General features: G+C 51.8%; 22 protein-coding genes. 9 read left to right on the plus strand and 13 right to left on the minus strand.

Features of this window, described 5'->3' with window-relative positions; translation table 11 throughout:
• The first annotated feature begins 79 nt into the window (after positions 1–79).
• Positions 80–544, plus strand: a complete 465-nt coding sequence (locus IPG22_20045; GenBank protein ID MBK6590577.1) for a DUF3662 domain-containing protein — start codon at positions 80–82, stop codon at positions 542–544.
• Entirely contained in the window at positions 469–1,038 is a 570-nt protein-coding gene (locus IPG22_20050) for an FHA domain-containing protein (protein MBK6590578.1), read from the plus strand. The genes IPG22_20045 and IPG22_20050 overlap by 76 nt, the downstream gene beginning before the upstream one ends.
• A 6-nt stretch (positions 1,039–1,044) precedes the next feature.
• On the opposite strand, the gene IPG22_20055 is transcribed toward IPG22_20050, so the two are convergent.
• From IPG22_20055 to IPG22_20070, 4 genes are read right to left on the minus strand one after another with little or no spacing between them, the layout of a single operon-like run.
• A complete protein-coding gene (locus IPG22_20055) occupies positions 1,045–1,509 on the minus strand; it encodes a hypothetical protein (GenBank protein ID MBK6590579.1) in 465 nt (154 codons plus the stop codon).
• Positions 1,510–1,535: 26 nt separating this feature from the next.
• Entirely contained in the window at positions 1,536–2,018 is a 483-nt protein-coding gene (locus IPG22_20060; GenBank protein ID MBK6590580.1) for a DUF402 domain-containing protein, read from the minus strand.
• Positions 2,015–2,470 (minus strand): universal stress protein, encoded by a 456-nt coding sequence (locus IPG22_20065; GenBank protein ID MBK6590581.1) that lies wholly within the window; start codon positions 2,468–2,470, stop codon positions 2,015–2,017. Before IPG22_20065 ends, IPG22_20060 begins: the two co-directional genes overlap by 4 nt.
• A gap of 60 nt (positions 2,471–2,530) precedes the next feature.
• On the minus strand, positions 2,531–2,986 hold the full coding sequence (locus IPG22_20070; GenBank protein ID MBK6590582.1) for a winged helix-turn-helix transcriptional regulator: 456 nt from the start codon (positions 2,984–2,986) through the stop codon (positions 2,531–2,533).
• A 190-nt stretch (positions 2,987–3,176) separates the two neighbouring features.
• Here IPG22_20070 and IPG22_20075 point away from each other — a divergent pair, with 190 nt between their 5' ends.
• Complete coding sequence (locus IPG22_20075) at positions 3,177–3,575, plus strand: hypothetical protein (protein MBK6590583.1); 399 nt, start codon at positions 3,177–3,179, stop codon at positions 3,573–3,575.
• 72 nt (positions 3,576–3,647) lie between these two features.
• On the opposite strand, the gene fsa is transcribed toward IPG22_20075, so the two are convergent.
• The 5 genes from fsa to hslV all read right to left on the minus strand — a co-directional run bounded on the left by fsa (position 3,648) and on the right by hslV (position 8,206).
• Positions 3,648–4,298: a fructose-6-phosphate aldolase gene (gene fsa / locus IPG22_20080; protein MBK6590584.1), complete on the minus strand. Its 651-nt coding sequence runs from the start codon at positions 4,296–4,298 to the stop codon at positions 3,648–3,650.
• Positions 4,299–4,364: 66 nt separating this feature from the next.
• The gene (locus IPG22_20085) at positions 4,365–4,994 is read right to left on the minus strand and encodes a fumarylacetoacetate hydrolase family protein (protein ID MBK6590585.1); all 630 of its coding nucleotides are present in this window, start codon (positions 4,992–4,994) and stop codon (positions 4,365–4,367) included.
• A gap of 23 nt (positions 4,995–5,017) precedes the next feature.
• Positions 5,018–6,145 (minus strand): hypothetical protein, encoded by a 1,128-nt coding sequence (locus tag IPG22_20090; protein ID MBK6590586.1) that lies wholly within the window; start codon positions 6,143–6,145, stop codon positions 5,018–5,020.
• A gap of 56 nt (positions 6,146–6,201) precedes the next feature.
• The gene (gene hslU / locus IPG22_20095) at positions 6,202–7,611 is read right to left on the minus strand and encodes an ATP-dependent protease ATPase subunit HslU (protein ID MBK6590587.1); all 1,410 of its coding nucleotides are present in this window, start codon (positions 7,609–7,611) and stop codon (positions 6,202–6,204) included.
• A 43-nt stretch (positions 7,612–7,654) separates the two neighbouring features.
• On the minus strand, positions 7,655–8,206 hold the full coding sequence (gene hslV, locus IPG22_20100; GenBank protein ID MBK6590588.1) for an ATP-dependent protease subunit HslV: 552 nt from the start codon (positions 8,204–8,206) through the stop codon (positions 7,655–7,657).
• A 191-nt stretch (positions 8,207–8,397) separates the two neighbouring features.
• Between hslV and IPG22_20105 the strand changes: the two genes are divergently transcribed.
• The 5 genes from IPG22_20105 (at position 8,398) to IPG22_20125 (ending at position 13,334) form a co-directional block, all read left to right on the plus strand.
• Positions 8,398–9,141 carry a gamma-glutamyl-gamma-aminobutyrate hydrolase family protein gene (locus IPG22_20105; GenBank protein MBK6590589.1) on the plus strand — a complete coding sequence of 248 codons (744 nt, stop codon included), beginning with the start codon at positions 8,398–8,400 and terminating at the stop codon, positions 9,139–9,141.
• 161 nt (positions 9,142–9,302) lie between these two features.
• Positions 9,303–9,683, plus strand: a complete 381-nt coding sequence (locus IPG22_20110; GenBank protein ID MBK6590590.1) for a hypothetical protein — start codon at positions 9,303–9,305, stop codon at positions 9,681–9,683.
• Positions 9,680–9,850 carry a hypothetical protein gene (locus tag IPG22_20115; protein ID MBK6590591.1) on the plus strand — a complete coding sequence of 57 codons (171 nt, stop codon included), beginning with the start codon at positions 9,680–9,682 and terminating at the stop codon, positions 9,848–9,850. Before IPG22_20110 ends, IPG22_20115 begins: the two co-directional genes overlap by 4 nt.
• 55 nt (positions 9,851–9,905) lie before the next feature.
• Positions 9,906–10,658: a DNA repair protein RecO gene (gene recO / locus IPG22_20120; protein ID MBK6590592.1), complete on the plus strand. Its 753-nt coding sequence runs from the start codon at positions 9,906–9,908 to the stop codon at positions 10,656–10,658.
• A 6-nt stretch (positions 10,659–10,664) separates the two neighbouring features.
• Positions 10,665–13,334 (plus strand): LptF/LptG family permease, encoded by a 2,670-nt coding sequence (locus tag IPG22_20125; GenBank protein MBK6590593.1) that lies wholly within the window; start codon positions 10,665–10,667, stop codon positions 13,332–13,334.
• 2 nt (positions 13,335–13,336) lie between these two features.
• Here the strand turns inward: IPG22_20125 and IPG22_20130 are convergent, their stop codons facing one another.
• Both IPG22_20130 and IPG22_20135 read right to left on the minus strand, forming a co-directional pair.
• Complete coding sequence (locus IPG22_20130) at positions 13,337–14,221, minus strand: trypsin-like peptidase domain-containing protein (protein MBK6590594.1); 885 nt, start codon at positions 14,219–14,221, stop codon at positions 13,337–13,339.
• Between the two features lie 121 nt (positions 14,222–14,342).
• On the minus strand, positions 14,343–16,910 hold the full coding sequence (locus IPG22_20135; protein MBK6590595.1) for a carbohydrate binding family 9 domain-containing protein: 2,568 nt from the start codon (positions 16,908–16,910) through the stop codon (positions 14,343–14,345).
• A 280-nt stretch (positions 16,911–17,190) separates the two neighbouring features.
• Here IPG22_20135 and IPG22_20140 point away from each other — a divergent pair, with 280 nt between their 5' ends.
• A complete protein-coding gene (locus IPG22_20140; GenBank protein ID MBK6590596.1) occupies positions 17,191–19,368 on the plus strand; it encodes a penicillin acylase family protein in 2,178 nt (725 codons plus the stop codon).
• Between the two features lie 4 nt (positions 19,369–19,372).
• On the opposite strand, the gene IPG22_20145 is transcribed toward IPG22_20140, so the two are convergent.
• Both IPG22_20145 and IPG22_20150 read right to left on the minus strand, forming a co-directional pair.
• Positions 19,373–20,632, minus strand: a complete 1,260-nt coding sequence (locus IPG22_20145; protein ID MBK6590597.1) for a hypothetical protein — start codon at positions 20,630–20,632, stop codon at positions 19,373–19,375.
• A 72-nt stretch (positions 20,633–20,704) separates the two neighbouring features.
• Positions 20,705–22,162 (minus strand): ATP-dependent DNA ligase, encoded by a 1,458-nt coding sequence (locus IPG22_20150; protein MBK6590598.1) that lies wholly within the window; start codon positions 22,160–22,162, stop codon positions 20,705–20,707.
• Positions 22,163–22,189: the final 27 nt, after the last annotated feature.

The raw sequence follows: 22,189 nt of genomic DNA on the forward strand, positions 1-22,189 counted from the left end.
GTAATGGTTGATGGTTGATGGTTGATGGTACCTTGTTGACAACGGTCAACGATCTGCCATCCACGATCAACAAAGATTTATGAGCATTTTAGATAAAGTCAGGCGTTGGATCGATGGTGAGACGGCGGAGCTTGTTTTGGAACAGGCCGCTCGAGACGCGCAGGTCAAGCCGCGTTCTAAGGCCGAGGCATTCATCGTCAAGATCGCCCGCGAGGTCGAATCCGTAATGCAGAACGAGATGGTCCCGCTGCCGCAGGGTACGACCATCATCCCGAGCGAATACGCCATTTTTCTCAGCAGCGACGATGACAAAGAATGGCAGGGAGCCAAACGAAAAGGCCTGGTACAAGGGCTTTACCATATTCTCGCCGAACGGGCGAAAGAGATAGCGGCAAGAAGAAACTGGAAACTCGTTCGTTCGTCATCGAGCTGCGCATCGACGGTACGCTCGAAAAAGGTGAGATCCGTGTGCAGCATAGCTGGGAAGATTCGAGCGGCAACAAGACGGGAGTTCTGGTCAGGCCGAAGGGAATTCCGGCGTTAGAACCAACTCAAAACGCTCCGATATCGCAGACCATCCCGAATTTCGCTCCGGCAACGGGATTTCAGCCCCCGCCGTATCAGGCTCCGCCGCCGGCGTCGTTTCAGAATGCACCCATTCAGCAGGCCGTTCCGCTGCAGACCGACGAGCCCGAGGATATGACCGCCGTGAAATCGCGTGCGGTCGAGCTTTACAAGCTGGAGATCTGGCGAGGCGGCGTCAGGCAAAACGTTGTGCCTATCTATCAGAAAGAGATCGCGATCGGCCGCGGTTCGAAATCAAAGCCGGTTGATATTCCGCTCGTCGGTGATGTCGAGATCAGCCGCCGGCACCTGATGCTGGTAACCGACGGAGCAGGGAATTTTTGGGCTGTAAACGAAGGGAAAAATCCGGCAGCGATAAATAACTACGAGCTACCGGCGGGCCAACGCGTAACGGTGAATGTCGGCGTTCCGTTAAATATTTGCAGTTACATGCTCCGCATCCAGCCGCACTAATCGTTCTTACTGGCGGAACATTTCGCGGTCGATCATCGGCAGATATTGCCGTCTGAGGTTATTCGCGAGAATCGTAGCCGTTCGAAGCTTTTCATTATTTTCCGTCAGGCCATCCTGGATCTGTGACATCAGTTGGCTTAGGCTTTGCCGTTGGGCGGAGAGTTTTTGCCGGCGGTTATCACGCAGCTCTTCGGTTTCCGTAGTTCCAACTAATGCAACACTGCGGTCGATCGTTCGCGGCCTGAGGTCGACATCGACCTGGGCCAACTTTCCCCGTGTTTCGTTCAGCTTCTCTGTAAGTTCGATCTGCGTTTTTTGATGGGTTGCGATCAGCTGCTCCGCGCGGACTAGCAATTCCATTCCAAGCACCAATTCGAGCTGCTTTTCCGTGAAGCTTAGCCCGCCAAGTTTTTCAAATTTATCGACAAATTTTTGCAGCCGTTCATTCAGCGTTTGAACCGACGTGGACATTCTCCGCAGATCAGTCGCGATGGATGCTATTTGTCGGGAGCTGTTGAGAGCGGATCAGATCGAGTACTCAGCGAGTGCCGAAGCAGCGTTATTTTTACGGCTTCGGGATAGGAATATTGAACGGCGTGCTGCTCATATTCGGCTTCGTCGAGGATTTGAAAACTGCCGTCCGGCCAGACGACAACGTCGATATCGAGATCGACATAATCGAGAACGGAGCCGGCAAAAGCGGGCGGCATGTTGATATTGCAGTAATAATTGCGAAACGAGCCGTCGGGTTCGTGGAAGCAAAAGATGTTATACCAGCGATCGAGCCAGTAAAATTCGTAGGAAATAGTTCCGCGGCTGATCTCGCCAAGGTCGGGATGCGACACGTCAATATCGAATACCCTGACGAAAACAATGGAATCCGCGTCAGCCTCGATCAGCTCACAGTTCCAACTTCGCCGGATCGTGCCGTCGAATTTGCGTGAATTTATGGTGACCTGCTGAGCGGCTTTCAGGCTCATTCGGCAGGCAGTCTAACAACCAGGACCGAACAAGGCGCGTGATGAACCACCGAACTAGAAACTGACCCAAGCAGGATGCGCTCCCATCGCCTGTAGCCGTGCGAGCCTATGATTATAAGGTCAGCACCGATCTGCTCAGCGGTCTCAACGATACGGCTTCCCGGCGATCCGAACAGAACCTCGCCGGAAATATCGACCTTTTTGCCATCAAAAGCCGCCGCGAGTTTCGTTTTAGTGGTCTCGACAACCGCGGCTGCGTTGTCCTTTGCATATTTTTCGAGTTCGCTCGTATCAGGTAAATAACCGCCGTAGATATCGGTGACCAGCGGTACTGCCATATCAACAACGCTGATCACTGTGACCGAATCGCCTTCGCCGAGGTTAAATTTAGCGGCCATCTCGCCAGCCGCGTCGCCGTATTTTGTGCCGTCTGTGGCTATGATTACTTTCATGGAATGCCTCCTGAGCTATTAGCTCTATGTAAAAGCTATCACCTATATCTTACACCCATGTTAATCTTCCTCTTCGACTTTTTGGCCGGTGTACGTTCCGCGAAGCTTTTTTAATACCTCAAATAGTACGAAGCGATCGCTCACCGAAAGGCCCGCGACGCACTCAGCTTCGACTTCTATCCAACTTTTTTCTACATCTTCGCGGATAGTCTTCCCGCGGGCAGTAAGGTGTACGGTCATCGCCCGGCCGTCCTTAGAGTGTTTTTTGGTACGAACCAGATTTATTTTTTCCAAGCCGCGGATCATGTTGCTAAGCGTTGGAGCTTTTACGTTCAACTGCTCTGCGAGTTCGATCTGTTTCATGCCGTCCTGGCGCCACAATTCGATCATTACAAAAACCTGGCCGCTGTGAAGGTCGGCACTAGCCATATGCTGCTCGATGCTGTTACGGAATGCGGTCGCGACCTTGGCTAAATGGTAGCTGACGGTTTCCTCGAAAATGATCGCCTCTGGCATGATAAGCACCTCTATTTACAATAGTTTAAGCGGGAATTAGCGGCCTAACGAAAAGCCGTTAGCAGTCTAACAAAAGAATGTTACTGTGCTATGTATAAATAATTAGCAGGCTAATGATAAATGGTTAGCGTGCTAATAAGTAAAAGTTAGCACGGTATGGTATATAATGAAAGTAGGCTAAGTATATTTTATGGAAAACAAAGAAAAGCTCAAAAATGCACGCAATTTGCTGCTTAAGCTGCATAAATCGATGCTCGATCGCGAACGGGAATTGTATGAAGGAATCCACGGGCCGCTTAAGCCGACACAATTCTTAAGCCTGCTGCTCGAGGACGAGGACTTCTCATGGCTGCGGAAATTCTCAATGCTTATAGTCGAGATCGACGAGCTGTTCGCCCAGAAGGACGGGATTGAGGTGGGGATGATCGAGGCTAACCTCGTGAAGGTAACCGAACTGGTCGAAATGAAGGAACACGATGAGTATTTTAAGGCGAAATATCAGATCGCGATCCAGCGAGATCCTGATTCGGCGGGACTTCATTCCGAGCTGAAAACTCTTCTCGGGGCGTCTGATAATGATCAACGCTGAAATCAAAAGACCGGCGGGAAGTTCCGCCGGTCTTTCTGTTAACTTCCAACTTTCAGTTATTAACTTTACGGCCTAGCTTCGTCCGCTCTTCTTCCAGTCCGACAGGAAGCCTTCGAGGCCTTTATCGGTCAGTGGATGCTTGACGAGCTGCGTGATCACCTTGAACGGGATCGTCGCAACGTCGGCTCCTGCCAAAGCACAATCCACAATATGCATCGGATGCCGGATCGACGCGGCCAAGACCTCAGTATCGAACTGATAATTTGCATAGATCTGGACAATTTCTTCGATCAACTGCATCCCGTTCTGACCGATATCATCGAGCCGTCCTATAAACGGTGAGATGTAAGATGCTCCGGCTTTAGCTGCAAGCAGGGCCTGGGCAGCAGAGAAGCAGAGGGTCACGTTTACCTTGGTGCCTTCTGCCCGGAAGGTGCGGCACGCTTTCAAGCCATCAAGTGTAAGAGGCACCTTGATGACGACATTCGAAGCGATCTTGGCCAGTTCGCGGCCTTCCGCGAGCATTCCGGCGGTGTCGAGAGCAGTTACTTCGGCGGAAACATCACCTTTTACGAGGGCACAGATCTTGGCAATGTGTTCCTTAAAGTCAACGTCGCCCTCTTTCGCGACCAGGCTCGGATTCGTCGTAACGCCGTCGATCAAACCAAGCTCATTCGCCTCTTTGATCTCGTCTAAATTTGCTGTGTCTATAAAGAATTTCATTGGTTTCGTGTTGATGGTGGATCGCTGTTCGTTGGTTTCGCTGATTCGCGTTTTTGCTTAACGAAACTATCTAACTGTGTTTGTTAAAGTGCCTATACCCTCGATCTCGACCTCGCAAACGTCCCCGGGGTTCATTTTTGAGACTCCGGACGGAGTTCCGGTCGCGATCACGTCGCCAGGGTTAAGCGTCATCATGTTTGAGATATATCGTACCAGAAAGTCGACGGGGAAGACCATTTGCGAGGTCCGCCCGTCCTGTTTTAAGACTCCGTTAACCCGCACCAGAACTCGCAGGTCCGAAACATCAAGCTCCGGTTCGATATGCGGGCCGATCGGGCAGAACGTGTCGAATGATTTAGCACGTGCGAACTGACCATCCTTTCGCTGCAGATCGCGGGCGGTAACGTCGTTCAGACAGGTGAAGCCCAGTATGTAATCTTCTACATTAGCATCATCACTTAAGTCTTTACAGTGCTTTGAGATAACCACTGCAAGTTCACCTTCATGTTCAACTTGATCTGACTGGCGCGGAATGATAATTTCATCGCCGTCAAATACCACCGCTGAAGGAGCTTTCAGGAATAGCATTGGCTCTTTCGGGACCTCATTCCCCAATTCCGCAGCGTGTTCTGCGTAGTTGCGCCCCACGCAGACGATCTTGGACGGGGCGAATGTTTTCTCAATTGCGATCTTCATATTTGTTCGAGCGAGATTTAGTTTTATGGAACCGTTTCCGAGACAACTTCCGACATTTCGCTTACGTTGCCGAATTTATCCGTTGCCGTCAGATAGTAATAATAGATCTTCCCGCTTTCGACCTTCGTGTCTTGGAAGGTGTTTGTTTTCAGTAATTCAGTCGTTAAAAGCTGCCATTTTACTTTATCCAGATCTTTATCGGTCGAGCGATAGATGCGGTACCCGACCACATCTTTCTCGGGGTTTACGGCAAAAAAGATCGAAATAGTTGTCGGTGACGCAGCAAGCGTGATCGCTGATGGCGGTGTTGGAGCGAAGGTGTCGATCGCTTTGAATTTCAGAACGTTCGATTCGCCGCTTTCGACCGGTTCGGCCTGCGTTCCGACCGAGACGGCACGAACAAAATAGTAATATTCCTTTCCAAACTCAAAAAATTCGTCGTTGAAGGCAGCTTCCGTGACCGGAGTTTTATTGAGAGGTTTGCCCATCTCTTTGTCCGAATTGGACCTGAACACAAAATATCCGAGCAGGCTCACAGGTACCGAACCATCAACGTTTGCCGAGGGAGCCTGCCATTTTAGCTTGATCGCGTCCTGCGTCGGTTCAGCGGAGAGAACCGTCGGTGCTGCTGCGACCTTTGCAGTAGGCTCGATGAGAAGAGAATTCGAAAATCCCGCCTTTTGGCCGGAAGCATTAACAAATCTGATCGCGTATCGTAGCCGTGCAGGCTGGCCGGCGAACTGAAGCGTGTCGCGATAAGTGAGTGTTTTCAAGCCAAAATCCGTATCCTTGATCTCTAACGCGGCGATCAGCGTGCTTCGATTTGCAAACTCTTCCTCCGACAATTGAAGCGGAGCATTCGACGGCTCGGCGAGGCGGTAGATGTCAGCACGGCTGATATTGAGAGTATTTCCCTTCACGGCGTTGCGAACAGGCATCTGCCAGGACAGAATGACCTGACTGCCACGCTGATAACCTGAGATCTCAACACGCTGCAGAACGCGTTCCTTCGGCGGCTCCGGAGCTCCGCGTTTGCCGCAGGCGACTGAAAGCGAGATCGCGAGACACAGAACTAAGAAGAATTTAGCCGCAGAGGGCACAGAGAAAGGCTTTTTACTGTTAGAAGCAAATGTTGCGGGTTCGTTCATCATTCCCAGGGTTTTCCGGCCGATATTCTCTGTGGTCTTTGTGGCTAAATTTCTTCGATCTACAAAATATATTGCCGCAGATCGCGGTCTTCGATCAGGCTGTTCAGGCGGTCATCTACATACTCAGCATCGATGACCTGATGTTTTTCTTCAAGCTCGCTGCCGAGGAAACTGATCTCTTCGAGTAATTTCTCAACGAGAGTGTGCAGTCTTCGTGCCCCAATGTTTTCGGTAGTTTTATTGATCTCCTCAGCCATTTCGGCGAGCCGGTCAATGGAATCTTCGGTAAAAGTTAAAGTAATTCCTTCAGTCTCGAGCAGTGCCTGATACTGCTTGATCAGCGAGTTCTTCGGCTGCACGAGAATCCGCTTAAGATCGTCGATCGTTAGCGATTCAAGTTCGACACGGATCGGGAAACGGCCCTGAAGTTCAGGGATCAGATCAGATGGTTTTGAAACGTGAAACGCCCCTGCGGCGATGAACAAAATATGGTCGGTGCTGACCATGCCGTGTTTTGTGTTGACGTTCGTACCTTCGACGATAGGCAGCAGATCGCGTTGGACGCCTTCACGCGAGACGTCCGGATTGCCGCCCGATTCGCGGCCGGCGACCTTGTCGAGTTCATCGAGAAAGATGATCCCCGCCGACTGTGTTCGTTCGATCGCCTTTCGGGTGATCTGCTCCATGTCGACAAGGCCTTCCTGCTCGTCGCGGATCATATAAGCACGAGCTTCGGCGATGGTGAGCTTTCGCGTAACGGTTTTGGAAGGGAACATGTTTCCCATCATATCGCGAAGGTTGACGCCCATTTCCTCCATACCCTGGCCGCCGATAAAATCGATCGTCGCGTTCGATCGGTCCGTCGTTTCAATGTCGATCAGGCGTTCGTCCAGGTCGCCGCGACGGAGCTGTTCGCGAAGCTTTTCGCGGGTTCGGGAAACCGAATTGTCGTGATCCTCGCGTTCCGCCGCCCGTTCGTCATCGTCCTGCGTCTGATAATGAAAATCCGACGGCGGGAGCAAAATGTCGAGCAGCTTTTCCTCTACGTTTTGCTCAGCTCGCGGCAAAACTTCTTCGAACGCCGCCTGTTTCGCCATATCGACGCCGACATCGGCCAATTCGCGGACCATACTCTCGACATCGCGGCCGACGTAACCAACCTCGGTGAATTTCGACGCCTCGATCTTAATGAACGGGGAATTCGCCAGGCGAGCAAGACGCCTTGCGATCTCAGTTTTACCGACGCCGGTCGAGCCGATCATCAGAATATTCTTCGGCAAAACGTCTTCAGCGAGCTCGGCTGGCAGCTTCTGACGGCGAATCCGATTACGCAGAGCAACCGCTACCGCCTTTTTCGCAGCATTTTGACCCACGACATATTTGTCCAGCTCCGCGACGATCTGCCGCGGCGTGAGGTCGTCAAGGTTTGGTTTTGCTGGTGGCGTTTCTCCGCCTAAGTAAATAGCCATTTCAGTAATGATGAAGCGTTAGCTTGCGAGCCGGGGTTGGGCCTTAGATCTCTTCGACCATAACGTCAGAATTTGTGTAGATACAGATCTCGCCTGCGATTCGAAGAGCTTCTTCGGCGATCTCCTTCGCCGAAAGCTGGGTGTGTTTCATCAGTGCCCGGGCGGCCGCGAGAGCATACATGCTGCCGGAACCGACCGACAGTAGCCCATCGTCCGATGAAATGACATCGCCTTTGCCGGAGATGAGAAACGCGTCCTTTCCATCTGCAACGACGAGCAGAGCTTCCAGATTTCGCAGGTATTTGTCGGTTCGCCAGTCCTTGCTCAGCTCGATCGCGGCACGTTCAAGCTGGCCCTGAAACTGCTCAAGTTTTGTCTCAAAACGCGTCAGCAGCGAGAATGCGTCAGCCGTAGAACCCGCAAAACCCGCGAGGATCTTGCCGTTCGATATCCGGCGGACCTTTCGTGCGGAGCCCTTGATCACGGTATCGCCAAGCGTAACCTGGCCGTCGCCCGCCATCGCAGTATGTCCGTCACGTGTCACGAGCAGCACGGTCGTTGACCTAATTCTTTGGCTCAAATAGCTGTCTTCCATTGCCTTCAATCATAAGGGTTTCATTTCAAATGCTCAAACTCTGACGAACTGGAGAGTTTATCGAGTTTAGAGAGTTGCAGAGTTACGGAGTAGACAGAGTTGGTGAAGCCTCTTCAATATTCAAACTCTGCAACTCTGCAACTCTGCAAACTTTACAAAACTTCGTAATTATCTGAACATTAAAGGGTTTTATGAGAAAGCGTCCGAGGATCGGCATTACGATGCGGCTTGAGATGGAAACGCGTCGTTTCTATCTTGGCCGCGATTACAGCGAGGCGGTTGAAGCCTGCGGCGGTGTTCCGGTTCACATGGGGCTGATACCGAAAAAGGATTATGTAGCCGACGCACTCGCGGGACTTGACGGAATTTTGCTGCCGGGAAGCAACACGGATACCGATCCGGCATATTACGGCGAAGAGCCGCATCCGAAACTAGGGACCGTCATTCCTGAGAAGGATGAAACCGACCGCTTGGTCCTTGATGAGGCCGAGAGGCTTAATTTTCCCCTTTTTGGCATTTGTTTTGGCATGCAGGCGTTAAATGTCGCCCGCGGCGGCAGCCTGATACAGGATATCGATTCGCTTGTCGATGGTAATATCCGACACGATCAGGGAAAGCCGTACGACCGCCCTTCGCACGGGGTAAAGATAGATGAAACGAGCACTCTTGCGAGCCTAGAAGCCGTTCGGAATGCGAATGGCCCGGTCAGGGTAAACAGTTCACATCATCAGGCAGTAAATCGGGTCGGAGAAAATCTAAGAGCAGTCGCCTGGGCGTCAGACGGCGTGATCGAGTGCATCGAGGACACAAGACCGGATCGATTCGTCCTCGGAGTTCAATGGCATCCTGAGATCACGTTTTCGAACGACCGGCTTTCAAGAGAGATATTTGAATTGTTTCTCACGCGGTGCAGGGAAAGAATGGTTGTAAACTAATCGTATGGTCTTTACGTATGTTTCTTAGACGGTAGGGCAGGTTATTTAATTAATGTTATTCCTTAAGTGCCCTTGCTAAGTATCATCAATAGAAAGAATAGAAGGTAAATAATAAAGTGAAACACGATCTTTACGAGACGTGCTTTCAGACAACACATTAGATGAATAATCCTGTGATAGTCGGCCTCATTTCCTGGTTCCTTCCCGGAGTGGGCCATATTTTGCAAAGACGTCCCGTCCGCGGTGCCTTGATAGCCGGCGTTGTCTGGCTTATGTTTGCGATCGCGATCGCGAGCGGCGGTGCCCATTACCCCGGTTTTGAATTTAAGGACGGCGCTCTCTTGTACCTCCTGAACATCTTTGCACGTTTCGGTAACGGACTTGGAGCTTTCGTGAGCTTTATCATGGCGGGCACGCCATCACCGCAGGTTGCCGCACTAGCTACGTTCGAATACGGAGGGCGATTCCTGGAGGTCGCGGGGCTTATAAACTATCTCGCTGCCATGGATGCTGTCGACATTGCTGTCGGGAGGAAGAAATGATCCATTTTCTGTATCTCGTAGGTTTTTCACTTTTTGTCTCTGTTGCCTTTGCCGCTCTATCGAACGGAACGACCAGAGATCGGATCATTTACGGGGTTAAATCCTTTGCCCAGTTCGTTCTGGTGAGCCTTGCTCTTGCCTGGATCCTTTATTTTATCCCCTGGTAAATTCCTTCTCCGCCTGTTGTGGACGAAGAAATGTAATGTCGGAGAGATTTGAAGCATGCCTTTGGTCGAGACCGAGAGTCTGGTCATTAAGAGTTACAATCTGGCCGAGGCGGATAAGATCGTTGTACTCTTAACGCGGGAGCACGGTATGATCCGGGCCGTTGCAAAGGGCGCAAAACGCCTTAAGAGCAAGTTCGGCAGCGGTATCGAGCCGTTCTCGATCGTTAAGATCGAATACTTTCAAAAGGAAACCTCCGAACTGGTTGCATTGCAGAAGGTCGATCTTCTTCAGTCAAATTTTGGGGCTGCCAGCAATCCTGATTTCCTGCAGAAATTCTCATATTTAGGCGATATTCTGATCACGTTCTCACCGCCGCACGACCCGAACGAAACGCTGTACCGAATGGTCAAGGCCTGTATCGAGACCGCCGCAAATGACCCGGCGAGTTTGCCTGGTATCGGCGTATACTTCGAGCTGTGGCTGCTGCGGCTTTCCGGATTTCTGCCGGACTGGAGTAAATGCGACGGCTGCGGGCGTATTTTTCTTGACGGCGATGAGACCCGTCTTCAGAGCGATCTGCACTTAAAGTGTATGGATTGCCGGCGGTCGTCGTCGGGACGAACGCTGAATTCCGACGACCGGGCCGTCGCAGCGGCGGCCCGTCGCTTGTCGCCGGTGGATTTTGCGGAATTCACTCTCGACAAGCAGGAAACCCTTCGATATCTCTCAACGATCATGAAGCAGCTGATTACTCAATCGATCGGCAGGGAAGTCACGGGGGAAACTTCGCTCGCGATCAGTATTTAAGGACACATGAAGCAGGTTGGCTGGCTAATTTCAAAGTATCTTGTTTCGACGATCGTCCCGTATTTCGTCTTTTCATGGCTGCTTCTGAGTGTAATTCTGTTTGTTCAACAGGCTAGTCGCTATACGGATATCTTCTTCAGCGTAAATATTCCGGCCAATCTTATCTGGCAATTGACAGTGGCCCTTGTGCCGAATGTTATCGCTTTTACTTGCCCGATGGCGATGCTCGTCGGAACCATCATCGGGCTGACAAAGATGCAGGGAGATAGCGAACTCGTCGCGATCCGGGCGGCCGGCGTCGGCAATCTGCAGATAGCTCTGCCGATCGTGGCTTTGGGCATTGTAATGTCGGGATTTGCGTTCTTCGTAAACCTCGAGGGCGTTCCGCTTGCCGCATCGCTGGTTCGCAGCGTTGCCCTGCAAACTGCGATCAGAAAGCTTGAATCTCCTATCGAACCCGGTGTTTTTAACACCGAGGTCAATGGATACACGATCTATGTCAAAGGCGGCGATCTCGAGACGCGGACCTGGAAGAACATTTTTATTTATAACGAAGATGCGGTGAATCGGAGTCTGCGTCTGATAACGTCAAGGAATGGGCGGATCGATACAACGGGGCAGCAGTCAGAACTCGTTCTCGAAAATGCAACAGTTTCAACACTGCCTCTCGAGCCCGGCGCCGGCAAGTATGTATCGGAAAACATTAGCGACGTCCGCTTCGCTATCAAGACGAAGCGAAGCGAGATCGTTGAAAGGCTGAGCCTGCAAGAGCTTCGGCCGGAAGAATTAGGACTTCAGCAGCTTTCGGAATATGCGACGACAAAAGACGGGGGTGAGAGGACGGAGGCCCAGATCTTGTGGCAGCGGCGCATAATCCTCTCGGTGACCCCTCTGATCTTTTGCCTGCTGGGAACGGTTATCGTCCTGCGGTTCAATCGCGGCGGGCGTGGGTTTGGGATCGCAGTGGCCCTTGGGGTCCTGGTCGGGTTCTATTTGCTTACTTTCCTTGGAGAACAGTTGGCCAGGGTTGGTGCGATCAGCGTGCTTGTTAGCGGCCTGATACCCTTTGCCGGCAGCCTGGCTGCGATCATCTGGCTCAGTCTTTCGCGAAATCTCCACGTCCTTCGTATCCCAGTAGATTTGCTGATCGAAAGGCTTGAGAAGCTCCGTAAACGGCCCGAACACGTTCAAACTCGCAATATCTTCGTGGATCTGACAACGGGGCTTCGTGACTTCGACCTGATCCTGAATCTTGTAACGAATTTTTCGTTCACGCTGCTGTTCTTGTCGGCTATTTTCATGATATTCACTGCCTTCGAACTCTGGAAATTCGCAGGGACGATCGATGGCGGGACATATCTGCTCGGTAAATATCTATTTTACTTGTTGCCCTTCGTTTATCTGCAGATATCGCCATCGGCGGCGATGATAGCGACCCTTGCGACATACGTGATCAAATCGCGGAATAACGAGATCGTAACGTGGACATCTGCGGGCCAAAGCGTCTATCGGCTGCTGGTTCCTTGTTTTCTCTTAACACTGCTGCTTGGGGCAGGGAACTGGCTGGTTCAGGAAAAGTTGCTGCCGGGTTCAAACCAGCGGCAGGACGAGACCCGTATCCTGATACGCAACCGCGGCGTTCCTGTTGCTCCGCCGGGGAAGTACTGGGTGGCCAACGACAAGCGTATTTATTCCTTCGAATTCGCGTCTGATAACGCAAAACCGTCGGGGCAGGCGGTACTAAATAGGGCTGAGTCTGATAATAGGCAGCTCGTTTACGATGGTTCTGTAAACTCCCGAATGGCGGCGTCTGATAACGTAAAAGCGAAGGCTGTGGCCATCAACTCTCTGAATGATGTGGGCGACTGGCAGAGGGAATCGGCCGCAGTGAAGGCTGCGTCTGATAACGCAATGCTCGTGATTGGCGAAGACGATACGCTTGATCTACACGAAAAGATAAATTCGATCCCGATCGCTCCGGACAGAGCAATTCATCAGATAAACGCTGATCATGGCTTTTTTGGATCATTTGGAATGATCTCTCCGTCGGTCATTCTTTTATCCTCGAATATCGCGTCTGATAACGATAAACGTGTGCCTGGCTGTACGACATCGTGTGTGAAGGGCCTGATTATCTATGAATTTGCGGATAACGGGGAAAGATTGCAAGCCGTGTACCGTTCTGACGGGGCCGAGTGGGTGGATGGCAAGATCCGTTTCATTGGTGAGGTTGAAAGGAATGATCTCCGAGATGGCAAGATAACGACGCTCTACCTCTCCAATGTTGAGATCGCAGAATCAGTAAATCCGTTTGCGGAGCTTCGTGCAAAGCCGAACCATCTGAATACACCTGAATTGAAGCGGCAGCTGGACGCAGCGGATTCCGATGTGGAAAGGCGAAATCTGTCGGTTGGCCTGCAGAAGAAGTACACCACTTTGTTCCTCCCGCTGGTTATGGCCCTCTTTACCGCACCGTTTGCTCTCAGCCTTAGCCGGACGGGCAAGGCGGCCACCGTGGGTTACGCGGTCATGTTGTGGCTTTTGTTTACTGGGATAAGCACGACATTCGAGCAGATAGGTCTGAATGGACTGCTTTCGCCGGGCCTTTCGGTGTGGTCGCCACTTTTTATATTTACATTCCTTGGCGTTTTTCTGCTTTCTAAGGTGCGAACCTAAGTCTAGCCTTCCTTGAACTTTACGTCGTGTTCTCTCATAAACTCCTTTATGGGGTCGAGGTGTATACAACCTCCGACGTGAAGGAAGGCGCTATCCTGAACTCGCTTTACCTTTGTGCCTCGCTGCAGCTCGACATCCACATCGAAATCCAGATCGAGATGCCGTGTCAGCGACTGCATTCCCCAAACGCGTCCGTCTGTGCCGAACGCGGGCCCGCCGCTTTGTCCACGAATGCCCGGCGTACTGAGTTCAAATGCGATGATTTTTCCTGACGTATCGGCAACATGGCGGGTCAGCATTCCGTCGATCGGGAAACGAGGGGTGAATTCCTGGCCCTGATCGTTCCACCCGATCGAATCCGTCAGAGCGTTGTAGCCATAATTTGAAAATTCCGGAAACGGAAAACCGAGCCGGCAGATGGACATTCCTTGCTTCATCTCGGAGCTGTCGCGTCCGAAAACCGGAAAATTGTCGCACAAGATCTTTGAAACACCGCGAAAATGAAGCAGTGCGAGATCTAATGAGCCGTGTATTTTGATGTCGAGATTCAGGTTGCCTTCCACGCAATCGATCAGGCGTGTGTGCAGCTCGATGACTTCACCGGGCTTGAAGCCGTATTTGCGTTCGAGCTGATTTATCGCGTTCTTTTGATTGCGGTCGGCAGGTATGTCGGCCCGCTCGGTTTTGAACGCTTCAAATCTGTCCGCGATCTTCGTGCCTTCAATAAAATTCTTAGCGACATGGGCGCACGTGAGAGCCCAGCCGTCGGAATTCACAAAAAACAATGTCGCCGAACCCGGAACGATACGATTCGCTCCCCAAACACGCTGCAGCATGTGCAATGCCTTCGTATAACCACCAACTTCCTCGATCGCTTTTACAAACATGATAGATATCGTCCTTTTCTAACCAACTACTTCTAAAAAGAATAATCGTTGGGCCGCGAAGAAACAAAACGGCCGCCCAGTTCGAGCGGCCGCGAGTATCATTAATTGGCAGCAGGTCTCACTAAAAGCTCTTGCGGAACAGATACGACATTTTGATAAAAAAGCTCCTGCCATTGCCGGTGAGACCGGGCTCTTGCTGGCCGGTGTACGGGTTGTAGCCTCTGTAGTTAAGGTCGTCATTATATCCGGCATAGATCGCTGTTCCGGGGCTCGGCGTCCAGCCCAGGACGAACTGCGGACGGATCCGGCTTGAGATATTTGAATAATCGAGCCTCATTCGGGCAAACATATTGCGAGTAAATTGATAGGTAGTCCGCAGGCTGAAAATATTATCATCGAACGCGGTTAGCTTCGTATCGTCGCGGATCAAACGCGTACGCGTGTAGTTGATCTGCATCTGCAAAGCACTCGTTGGCTGATACCGCACCGACGACTCAATATAAAGTTGGTTACCCGCTCCCGGATCGTATCCCGGTTCGGCCTCGGTACAGACGGCAAATTGCCCGCAGCGTTGATACCACGCCACATACGGAGCGCTCACACGGGGATATTTCGGGCCCGCACCGAAATCGTAGTCGAGATTGCCGCCGCTTTGGCTTATTACGAATGAGGCAAAGATCTGTTTTATCGGGTTTGCCTCAATAAACGCGTATTTCTCAAACCGGTTGGCAGATCGCTCGGAACTGGGCCCAAAGAACGCTCCGGGGCGCGTTGCGGTCCGATTCGGGCCGAACTCATGCTCAAAAACTCTTTCATAACCGAATTCGAGCCCGCCGCCGATAAAGATCTGCCGCTGAAGCCCGACCATGAATTGGTTGTTGGACTGCATGTTCTGCAGGCGGGCTTTCCAGTCGTAGTTAATGTTGGTCTGCGTAAAGACGCGTTTGAAAATTATCTGTTTTTTTGCGTCGCGGTCTGTTTGGTATTGGACGCGAGTTCCGAGATAGTTTGTATCGGTTCGGTTGGTAAATCCGACGTCAGCGCGGTAATCCGACGAACGCCCGAACGCCTGCAGATTCATGGACAGATTACGGCCCGACCTGTCGATACTTCCGAGATAGCCAAATCCATTACCTATCCGGTAAAGATTGCGGTTGAGGTCCGGATCGTAAAAAAATCTTTTCGAATATGTACCAACGACTTGAAACGTCGCGACCGTCTTTTGATCGAGCTTGAACCGGCCGTCAAAGCCCGCTGTATGGTTATGCCGCTCGATGAAATTGTAGGTTGTCGCGAAAAAGCCGATGTTGTTCTCGCGGCCGACATCGCGTTTGAATCGAAAAACACCAATGTCAGCATTTTTGTCCATGAATCTCTCGGTATTGCAGATGATTCCAGCGGTCGGATTCGCTGCACGGCGCTGTTGGCAGCTCAGCAAACTTTCCCGTTCATCGACCGAGTAATTGCCCGGGGCGTTGTCGGATGCAACCAGTATTCCGAACGTGTTCTTTCCTCGGCGGCCGGTGAGCTTTGCGGCTATATCGGGATCGACGATCGCGCGAGTATTCACAAGGTTGAGACTGCTCTGAAAAATATCGATGCGTTCTAAAAAGAAAGGGCGTTTTTCGGCAAAAAAGATAGGGAAGCGAACGTTCGCCGTGCTTACCGGTGCGTCGGCCTCGACCTGGGCAAAATCAGGATTGTAGGCAAAATCGAGCGTCACCGTCGGCGACAGGCTGAATTTTGCCGTCATGCCAAAATCGCCTTTCACGCCTTCGTTCACATATCTTCCGGCCGGATCGTTGTTGAACGTGAATCTAGACCGGCGTCCCGTCTCGCTGACCGTGAAACTCGGGTTCAGCTCGAGCTGCCGGGTTGTCGAGATCTCTTCGAGGCCGGTGATCTTACCGGTTTGGTTCAGCATTCCGTTGACGCTTCGGTTGAACGGCATCCAGGAATCGAGTTCGCTGTTGTTATATTTCACACGCCGAAAAATGTGAATGCCCCAATTCTTGCCTTTGCCGGCTTCGTAACGCAGAGATTTGAAGGGTATCGCGCCTTCTACGGTAAATCCGTCCTCGGTCAGGACGCCTTTTGATTCATAGACCAGGTCAACGCTGTAATTTTCACCGCGGCCCTCGGTCATTGTGCCGTCGCCCTGTATACCGAGCGGGTTAAAAAAGAAGATGTACGCCTGACGCTGATCGTTAAAGGTATCCAGGAAAACGCCGACATAATCATCGTTAAAGATGTTATCCCGGCGCGAAACAGTCGCCCTGACCGTACTGCGTTCCTGCTTGACCTTGAACGCGATATAGAGATTCTTCGCATCATAGGCCATCATGTATTCCATCGGATGCTTCGGAGCGACGTTGTCGCCGGGCTGTGTCTGGACAAAGTCGCCGAACAGGGCCGCATTTTTCCATATCGCGTCGTCCAAAACTCCGTCTATTACAGGAACCGCCTCGACACGCGGAATGCGAACGGCCGAATCCTTTCGGACATATGGCGACGGCGGGGAATCCGCGGCAATTACGCGGTCCTTTATCGGCGTAACCTCTTTTACATCAACTGCGACCTCAGCCGGAACCGGGGCCTGAGCCTGAGCCATTAGATTTTGGATCGTAGCAAAAAGTAGAAAGGCGAAGATTGAGATATTTCGAATGAAGGGGTATTGATTACTGCTCATGTTTTTCGTGCTCCGGATGATTACGGCTCGACGTTTATAAAATTGGATAGAAATTTGTTTCTCGGAAAAGAAACACCACCAATATAAAATTCGTGACAAAAAAATCGATTCTGACTAGAAATGCATTTTGGTCAGAGCCTTTCTCGAAGAATGGAATACGCGTTCGAGAATTTTAAGTTTCACGAACCTGAGTCTTTGTTATCTTTGCAAGGATGTTGGAAAGCGAGAATCGCGGTACAATGTTACAAAATTAGCATCCAGAACCAGTTTAGATACCCATATGAAAAAATACGTCCATGTACTCGTATTGCTCGTTTTGCTTACGGTCTCAGCCGCGTCACAAGCACCTTCTGAACGGCAGCGTTGGGAAGCCCAGGCGAAGAACATCACCATCACCCGCGATGATTGGGGCATCGCTCATGTTAAAGGCAAAACTGACGCCGACGCGGTCTTTGGAGCCATCTACGCCCAGGCAGAGGACGATTTTAACCGCATTGAAACAAACTACCTGAACTCGATCGGCCGCCTCGCCGAGGCTGAAGGCGAAAGGGCGATCTGGAGCGACCTGCGACAGAAACTATTCATCGATGAGCAGGAAATGAAACGGCTGTATTTCGAAAGCCCTGAATGGCTTAGAAAGCTTATGAACGCCTGGGCAGATGGGCTGAATTTTTACCTGGCGACCCATCCAAATGTAAAACCGCGGGTCATTGCGAAATTTGAACCGTGGATGCCGCTGACATTTAGTGAGGGAAGTATCGGCGGGGACATCGAGTCGATAGATCTGGGCCAGCTGCGGCAGTTTTATGACCAAAAGGGCTTTGTCGCAGTCAAAGAGCCGGAAGATCCGCTGAAAGAGCCTTCCGGTTCGAACGGAATCGCTATCTCGCCTTCGATCACCAAAAACAAAAAAGCTCTACTGCTGATCAATCCGCATACTTCTTTCTTTTTCCGCTCGGAACTTCAGATGACGAGTGACGAAGGCTTGAACGCTTATGGTGCGTCAACCTGGGGCCAGTTCTTTATTTATCAGGGATTTAATGAACGCCTCGGCTGGATGCACACGTCGAGCGAGGTTGACGCCATCGACGAGTGGTTGGAAACGGTGGTAAAGAAAGAGGACGGGACTTTCGCCTATATTCAGGGCGGCCGCGAACGAAAGGTTACCGGAAGGGAGATAGCTATTAAATTCAAAGCGGCCGGTGGGGCAATGACTGAGCGGAAATTTACGGCACTCTTCACACATCACGGCCCGATCGTTCGCTCGGAAGGTGCAAAACTTGTCTCGGTCGGCTTGATGAACGAGCCCGTAAAAGCGTTAATGCAGTCCTACGGCAGAACGAAAGCAAAAAACTACAACGAATTCAAAAAAGTGATGGAGCTTCAGGCAAACTCCTCTAACGCAACGCTTTACGCCGATGCCGACGGTAACAATGCCTATTTTCACCCGAACTTTGTTCCAAGACGTGATCCGAAATTCGACTGGACAAAACCCGTTGACGGCAGCGATCCCGCGACCGATTGGAAAGGCTTGCTCTCGTTTAACGAACTCCCGAACATTAAAAATCCAGCCAGCGGTTGGGTTTACAATAGCAACAATTGGCCGTGGTCTGCTGCCGGGCCGAGCAGTCTAAAACAGGCGGATTTTCCGAAATATGTTGACAACGGTGTCGAGTCCGCCCGCGGCCGTCACGCGATCCGGGTTTTGAAGGACAAGAAGGATTTTACTCTTGAGAGTCTGAACGCCGCTGCCTACGATAGCTATATGCCGTGGTTTGAGACGACGCTCCCGGCTCTTACAAAGGCCTGGGACGCTCTGCCATCGTCAGATCCAACAAAGGCAGCGTTGGCAGAACAGATCGCTTTATTGAAAAATTGGGATCTTCGTTGGTCGGTGAATTCCGTTCCCACATCGCTCGGGGTTTTTTGGGCGGACGACCTGGTTCGAAGCGTAGGTATGTCCGCGAGGCAATCCGGAATGGGATTAGAAGAATATATAGCTACAAAGGCGGCACCAGATCAACTGTTGAGGTCGCTAGCCGCCGCCTCTGACAGACTCAAGGCCGATTTCGGCTCCTGGAAAACGGCGTGGGGCGAGATCAATCGCTTTCAGCGATTGACCGACGACATCGTTCATCCGTTCAACGATGCGGCACCGAGCATTCCGGTCGGATTTGCATCAGGAAATCTCGGTTCGCTGGCGTCGTTCGGGGCCAGGCCGTTTCGCGGTTCGAAAAAATGGTATGGAACGAGTGGGAATAGTTTTGTCGCGGTTGTTGAATTCGGCAAAACAGTTCGAGCAAAAGCCGTTACAGCCGGCGGCGAAAGCGGCGATCCTAAGTCGAAGCACTTCAACGATCAGGCCGAAAGATACAGCACGGGAAACCTGCGGGAAGTTTACTTCTATCCGGCGCAGCTAAAAGGGAAGATCGAACGGCAGTATCAGCCGGGAAAATAATAGTTCAGGAGCTGTAACGGCCAGTGTATCCGCCGACGGATTTGGGAATGCCGTGGGGCTTTTTAACAAGGCCTTTTACGGCAGCCAGACTGTTTTCAAATGAATTCGGGTCATTTTGCGGATCACAATGGACCGCGCGGTCGTCGATAAAGGCGGCCGCTCGCGGTTTTCCCTGGCCGGTATAGACGTCGGTGTAGGGAAATCCATGTTTTTCCAGCCAGTCGATCACCTTGATTCTGAGTTGGGCGGGCGTGATTCGCGAGCCTTCGAGTACGTCCTGAGCACAGCGGGAGGTAAAGACGGTGATATCGGCGATCTTTGCCAGTTTTTTGGAAAATTCCAAAGCTCCGGGTACGGGATCGCCAAAATGATCGACACCCTTCCACTTGTCATATTGAGCTAGAACGCCGTCCAGATCGACGCAAACGCGTGGCTTTTGTTTGACCGTCGCGACCTTAGGCTGGGGCGCAGCTACCAGCGTTTCTTTGGTTTTCTTCTTCTTTAGTTTTGGTAATTTAGACGGCTTCGTTGAAAGTACTACTTCAATAGCCTCACCGCCCTCAAGCCATTCATTCTCGCCGGCGATGGCGTCGAAATTGTAGACGCGTGTGTAATGATGCCGCGTGTGGTGTCTGCCGGGCGTCCGGAGTGTGTAAGGCAGATCGTCCGGGCCGACGACACGCTTTGGAGGGAACTGCTCGGGCTTTCGCTCGAGGCCAAGTTCTTTCCAGTCCGATCGGAGGTTATCGGCAAAATCGTAAACTTCAGCAAGCGGATATTCTTTGTCCAGCAAAACCCACACATGATAACCGCCCGAGCCGTTCGAATCGAACAGCATCGGATCCATTCCCATTTCGCGCAAACGCTCGGCCCAATCGAGAGCCGCTTCAAAATTAGCCTCAGCGACCTCGTCCGCATTCGGCATGCTCGGATCGTGCAGATCGACATCGATCGCGAACCATTTGCAGGTAGAATGATCGCTGATCGAATGCAGCCCGATGAGATGTGCCGGCGATTTGGCAGAAAAATGGCGGTTAAGCTTGTTCAGCGTGACCATGTCGGTCCCAAGTTTTCGCCGCTCAGCAACGGGCAGCATCACGACGCTGATCTTGCCGTCTTTGAGCGTGTACTGGCTCCAAACATCACGGCGGTTCACCAGCCGCTCCATCGCCCATTCCGCCAGATCGTCCGCATAGCGAACCCACTCCTGCGCGATCCACATGAGGCGTTTGTTGTCGGCAAATTCGTAAAATGGTGCGGCCATAACCGTTCAGAGTTCAAGCTTTAGCTTGTTCATTCCCCAACTCAGAGACCAGCTAAAGCTGGAACTCTAAACCTATCCCACCTTATCCCAACCTGTAATAAATATCTTCTTTCCCCAGTCGTCAAACATCTGCTTCGCCGCGCGTTCGCTGTTGGTGATCTTGATCTCGCGTTCTAGTGGCGTTTGGCGATTTGGGGAAAAATCGGTGAGGTAGACGACGAAGCCCGGATAGTCGTTGCGGTCTTTCTTGTTTGTTTTCCAGAGCAAAAGCTTACGGACCATCGTGTTGCCTTTCATTACCTTGGTGTAAACGAGGCGTTCGAGGAGTTCACTCGGCGGGTCATCGTCCTCGTGAACGGATTTGTCAGCCTCAGGAACCGCCGCGAGGTCAGTGACCTGGCGAATGCTCACATCATCTACGACTGCCTCTTTGTCATCGCGAATGCGGATGAATTGCGGCGAGATGACACTAACGAGAGGCATTCGCGTGGTCGCGGAATACTTTTTCCCGTCCCAATCCAGTACCATCCGCTTAACCGGACCGCCGCGGGCACGTTCGGCGATCATGTCGAGACACGAGATCTCGATCACCATGCCGGGCTTCACCATTTCGTAGGCGACGTAATCGTTGTTGACGGCCACGTAATCGGACGGCACGATCTTCTTTTTCAGATCGGTCACGATCGATTTGCGGTCTTCATCGGTGAAACCGCCGCCAACGCGGGTGAATTCGTGAAATGAACCATCGCTACGCATCACCGCGACCAGCAGATCGTGAAGCATGCCTTTGCGATGATCGGTGCCCTCGGAATAGCCGATAACGGCCACATCGAGGCTGTGACGCAGCTTGATTTTAAACCAACCGGCCTGATCGTGCCGTACGACGACGCCCTCGGCACCTTCGCCGACAACCCAGTCGGTGAAGCGTTCCATGATCGTATCGATACTGTCAGCCTTCTCAAACTCGACCGCGTGGACCTTTTCGCCCTTACTAAACCATTTCTTCAGCGTGTCAAAGACCTTTGCCGCACTATCGACCGGCTTTTCCTCAAGTTCGACAATGTCAAAAACGGCAATACCGAGCCGCTCCAGATCCTCTTTCGACGGCGGCGAACGCAGGATGCGAACGACCTGCTGCACGGGATGAGCCTTGGTCGCATCTTCTTTTACATAGATCTCGGCACCGAGAACGCACGAGCTGACCTTCGCTTTTTTCAGTAATTCTGCTGCTTCCTCAAACGCCGGAAGCCCGATCCTTGCCGTTCCGCCTGGGTTGACGGAGATCATCTTCTCGCCGTCGAAGAGCAGCATCGCGTTCTCGCCGTCGTATTTGCGGCTGACGAAATAGCCTTTCGCCCTCGGTAATTTGAACGCGTCGTCGGCCGAGATCGCCTTCATATTGCCGCTAACCCGGCGTTTGTATTCCTGAGCTTTTACGTGCAGCGACGGGTCGGCAAGATCGGGAGCCTTGCCCGTGCAGTAGCCGAACTTGCAGGTGAATTTAGCTTTGTCGAAACCAAGATCAAGCATTTTTTAAGAGGAACCACGAAAATACAC

This window comes from Acidobacteriota bacterium (genome assembly GCA_016703965.1).
Taxonomy (GTDB): domain Bacteria; phylum Acidobacteriota; class Blastocatellia; order Pyrinomonadales; family Pyrinomonadaceae; genus OLB17.

Bases quoted from the DNA above. Each gene is read 5' to 3' on its own strand.
- IPG22_20130 (MBK6590594.1), bottom strand. From the start codon at position 14,221: ATGTTTGTAAAAGCGATCGAGGAAGTTGGTGGTTATACGAAGGCATTG.
- IPG22_20135 (MBK6590595.1), bottom strand. From the start codon at position 16,910: ATGAGCAGTAATCAATACCCCTTCATTCGAAATATCTCAATCTTCGCC.
- IPG22_20105 (MBK6590589.1), top strand. From the start codon at position 8,398: ATGAGAAAGCGTCCGAGGATCGGCATTACGATGCGGCTTGAGATGGAA.
- IPG22_20085 (MBK6590585.1), bottom strand. From the start codon at position 4,994: ATGAAGATCGCAATTGAGAAAACATTCGCCCCGTCCAAGATCGTCTGC.
- IPG22_20045 (MBK6590577.1), top strand. From the start codon at position 80: ATGAGCATTTTAGATAAAGTCAGGCGTTGGATCGATGGTGAGACGGCG.
- IPG22_20055 (MBK6590579.1), bottom strand. From the start codon at position 1,509: ATGTCCACGTCGGTTCAAACGCTGAATGAACGGCTGCAAAAATTTGTC.
- hslV (MBK6590588.1), bottom strand. From the start codon at position 8,206: ATGGAAGACAGCTATTTGAGCCAAAGAATTAGGTCAACGACCGTGCTG.
- IPG22_20110 (MBK6590590.1), top strand. From the start codon at position 9,303: ATGAATAATCCTGTGATAGTCGGCCTCATTTCCTGGTTCCTTCCCGGA.
- IPG22_20145 (MBK6590597.1), bottom strand. From the start codon at position 20,632: ATGGCCGCACCATTTTACGAATTTGCCGACAACAAACGCCTCATGTGG.
- IPG22_20090 (MBK6590586.1), bottom strand. From the start codon at position 6,145: ATGATGAACGAACCCGCAACATTTGCTTCTAACAGTAAAAAGCCTTTC.
- IPG22_20115 (MBK6590591.1), top strand. From the start codon at position 9,680: ATGATCCATTTTCTGTATCTCGTAGGTTTTTCACTTTTTGTCTCTGTT.
- hslU (MBK6590587.1), bottom strand. From the start codon at position 7,611: ATGGCTATTTACTTAGGCGGAGAAACGCCACCAGCAAAACCAAACCTT.
- IPG22_20065 (MBK6590581.1), bottom strand. From the start codon at position 2,470: ATGAAAGTAATCATAGCCACAGACGGCACAAAATACGGCGACGCGGCT.
- IPG22_20150 (MBK6590598.1), bottom strand. From the start codon at position 22,162: ATGCTTGATCTTGGTTTCGACAAAGCTAAATTCACCTGCAAGTTCGGC.
- fsa (MBK6590584.1), bottom strand. From the start codon at position 4,298: ATGAAATTCTTTATAGACACAGCAAATTTAGACGAGATCAAAGAGGCG.
- IPG22_20075 (MBK6590583.1), top strand. From the start codon at position 3,177: ATGGAAAACAAAGAAAAGCTCAAAAATGCACGCAATTTGCTGCTTAAG.
- recO (MBK6590592.1), top strand. From the start codon at position 9,906: ATGCCTTTGGTCGAGACCGAGAGTCTGGTCATTAAGAGTTACAATCTG.
- IPG22_20060 (MBK6590580.1), bottom strand. From the start codon at position 2,018: ATGAGCCTGAAAGCCGCTCAGCAGGTCACCATAAATTCACGCAAATTC.
- IPG22_20125 (MBK6590593.1), top strand. From the start codon at position 10,665: ATGAAGCAGGTTGGCTGGCTAATTTCAAAGTATCTTGTTTCGACGATC.
- IPG22_20140 (MBK6590596.1), top strand. From the start codon at position 17,191: ATGAAAAAATACGTCCATGTACTCGTATTGCTCGTTTTGCTTACGGTC.
- IPG22_20070 (MBK6590582.1), bottom strand. From the start codon at position 2,986: ATGCCAGAGGCGATCATTTTCGAGGAAACCGTCAGCTACCATTTAGCC.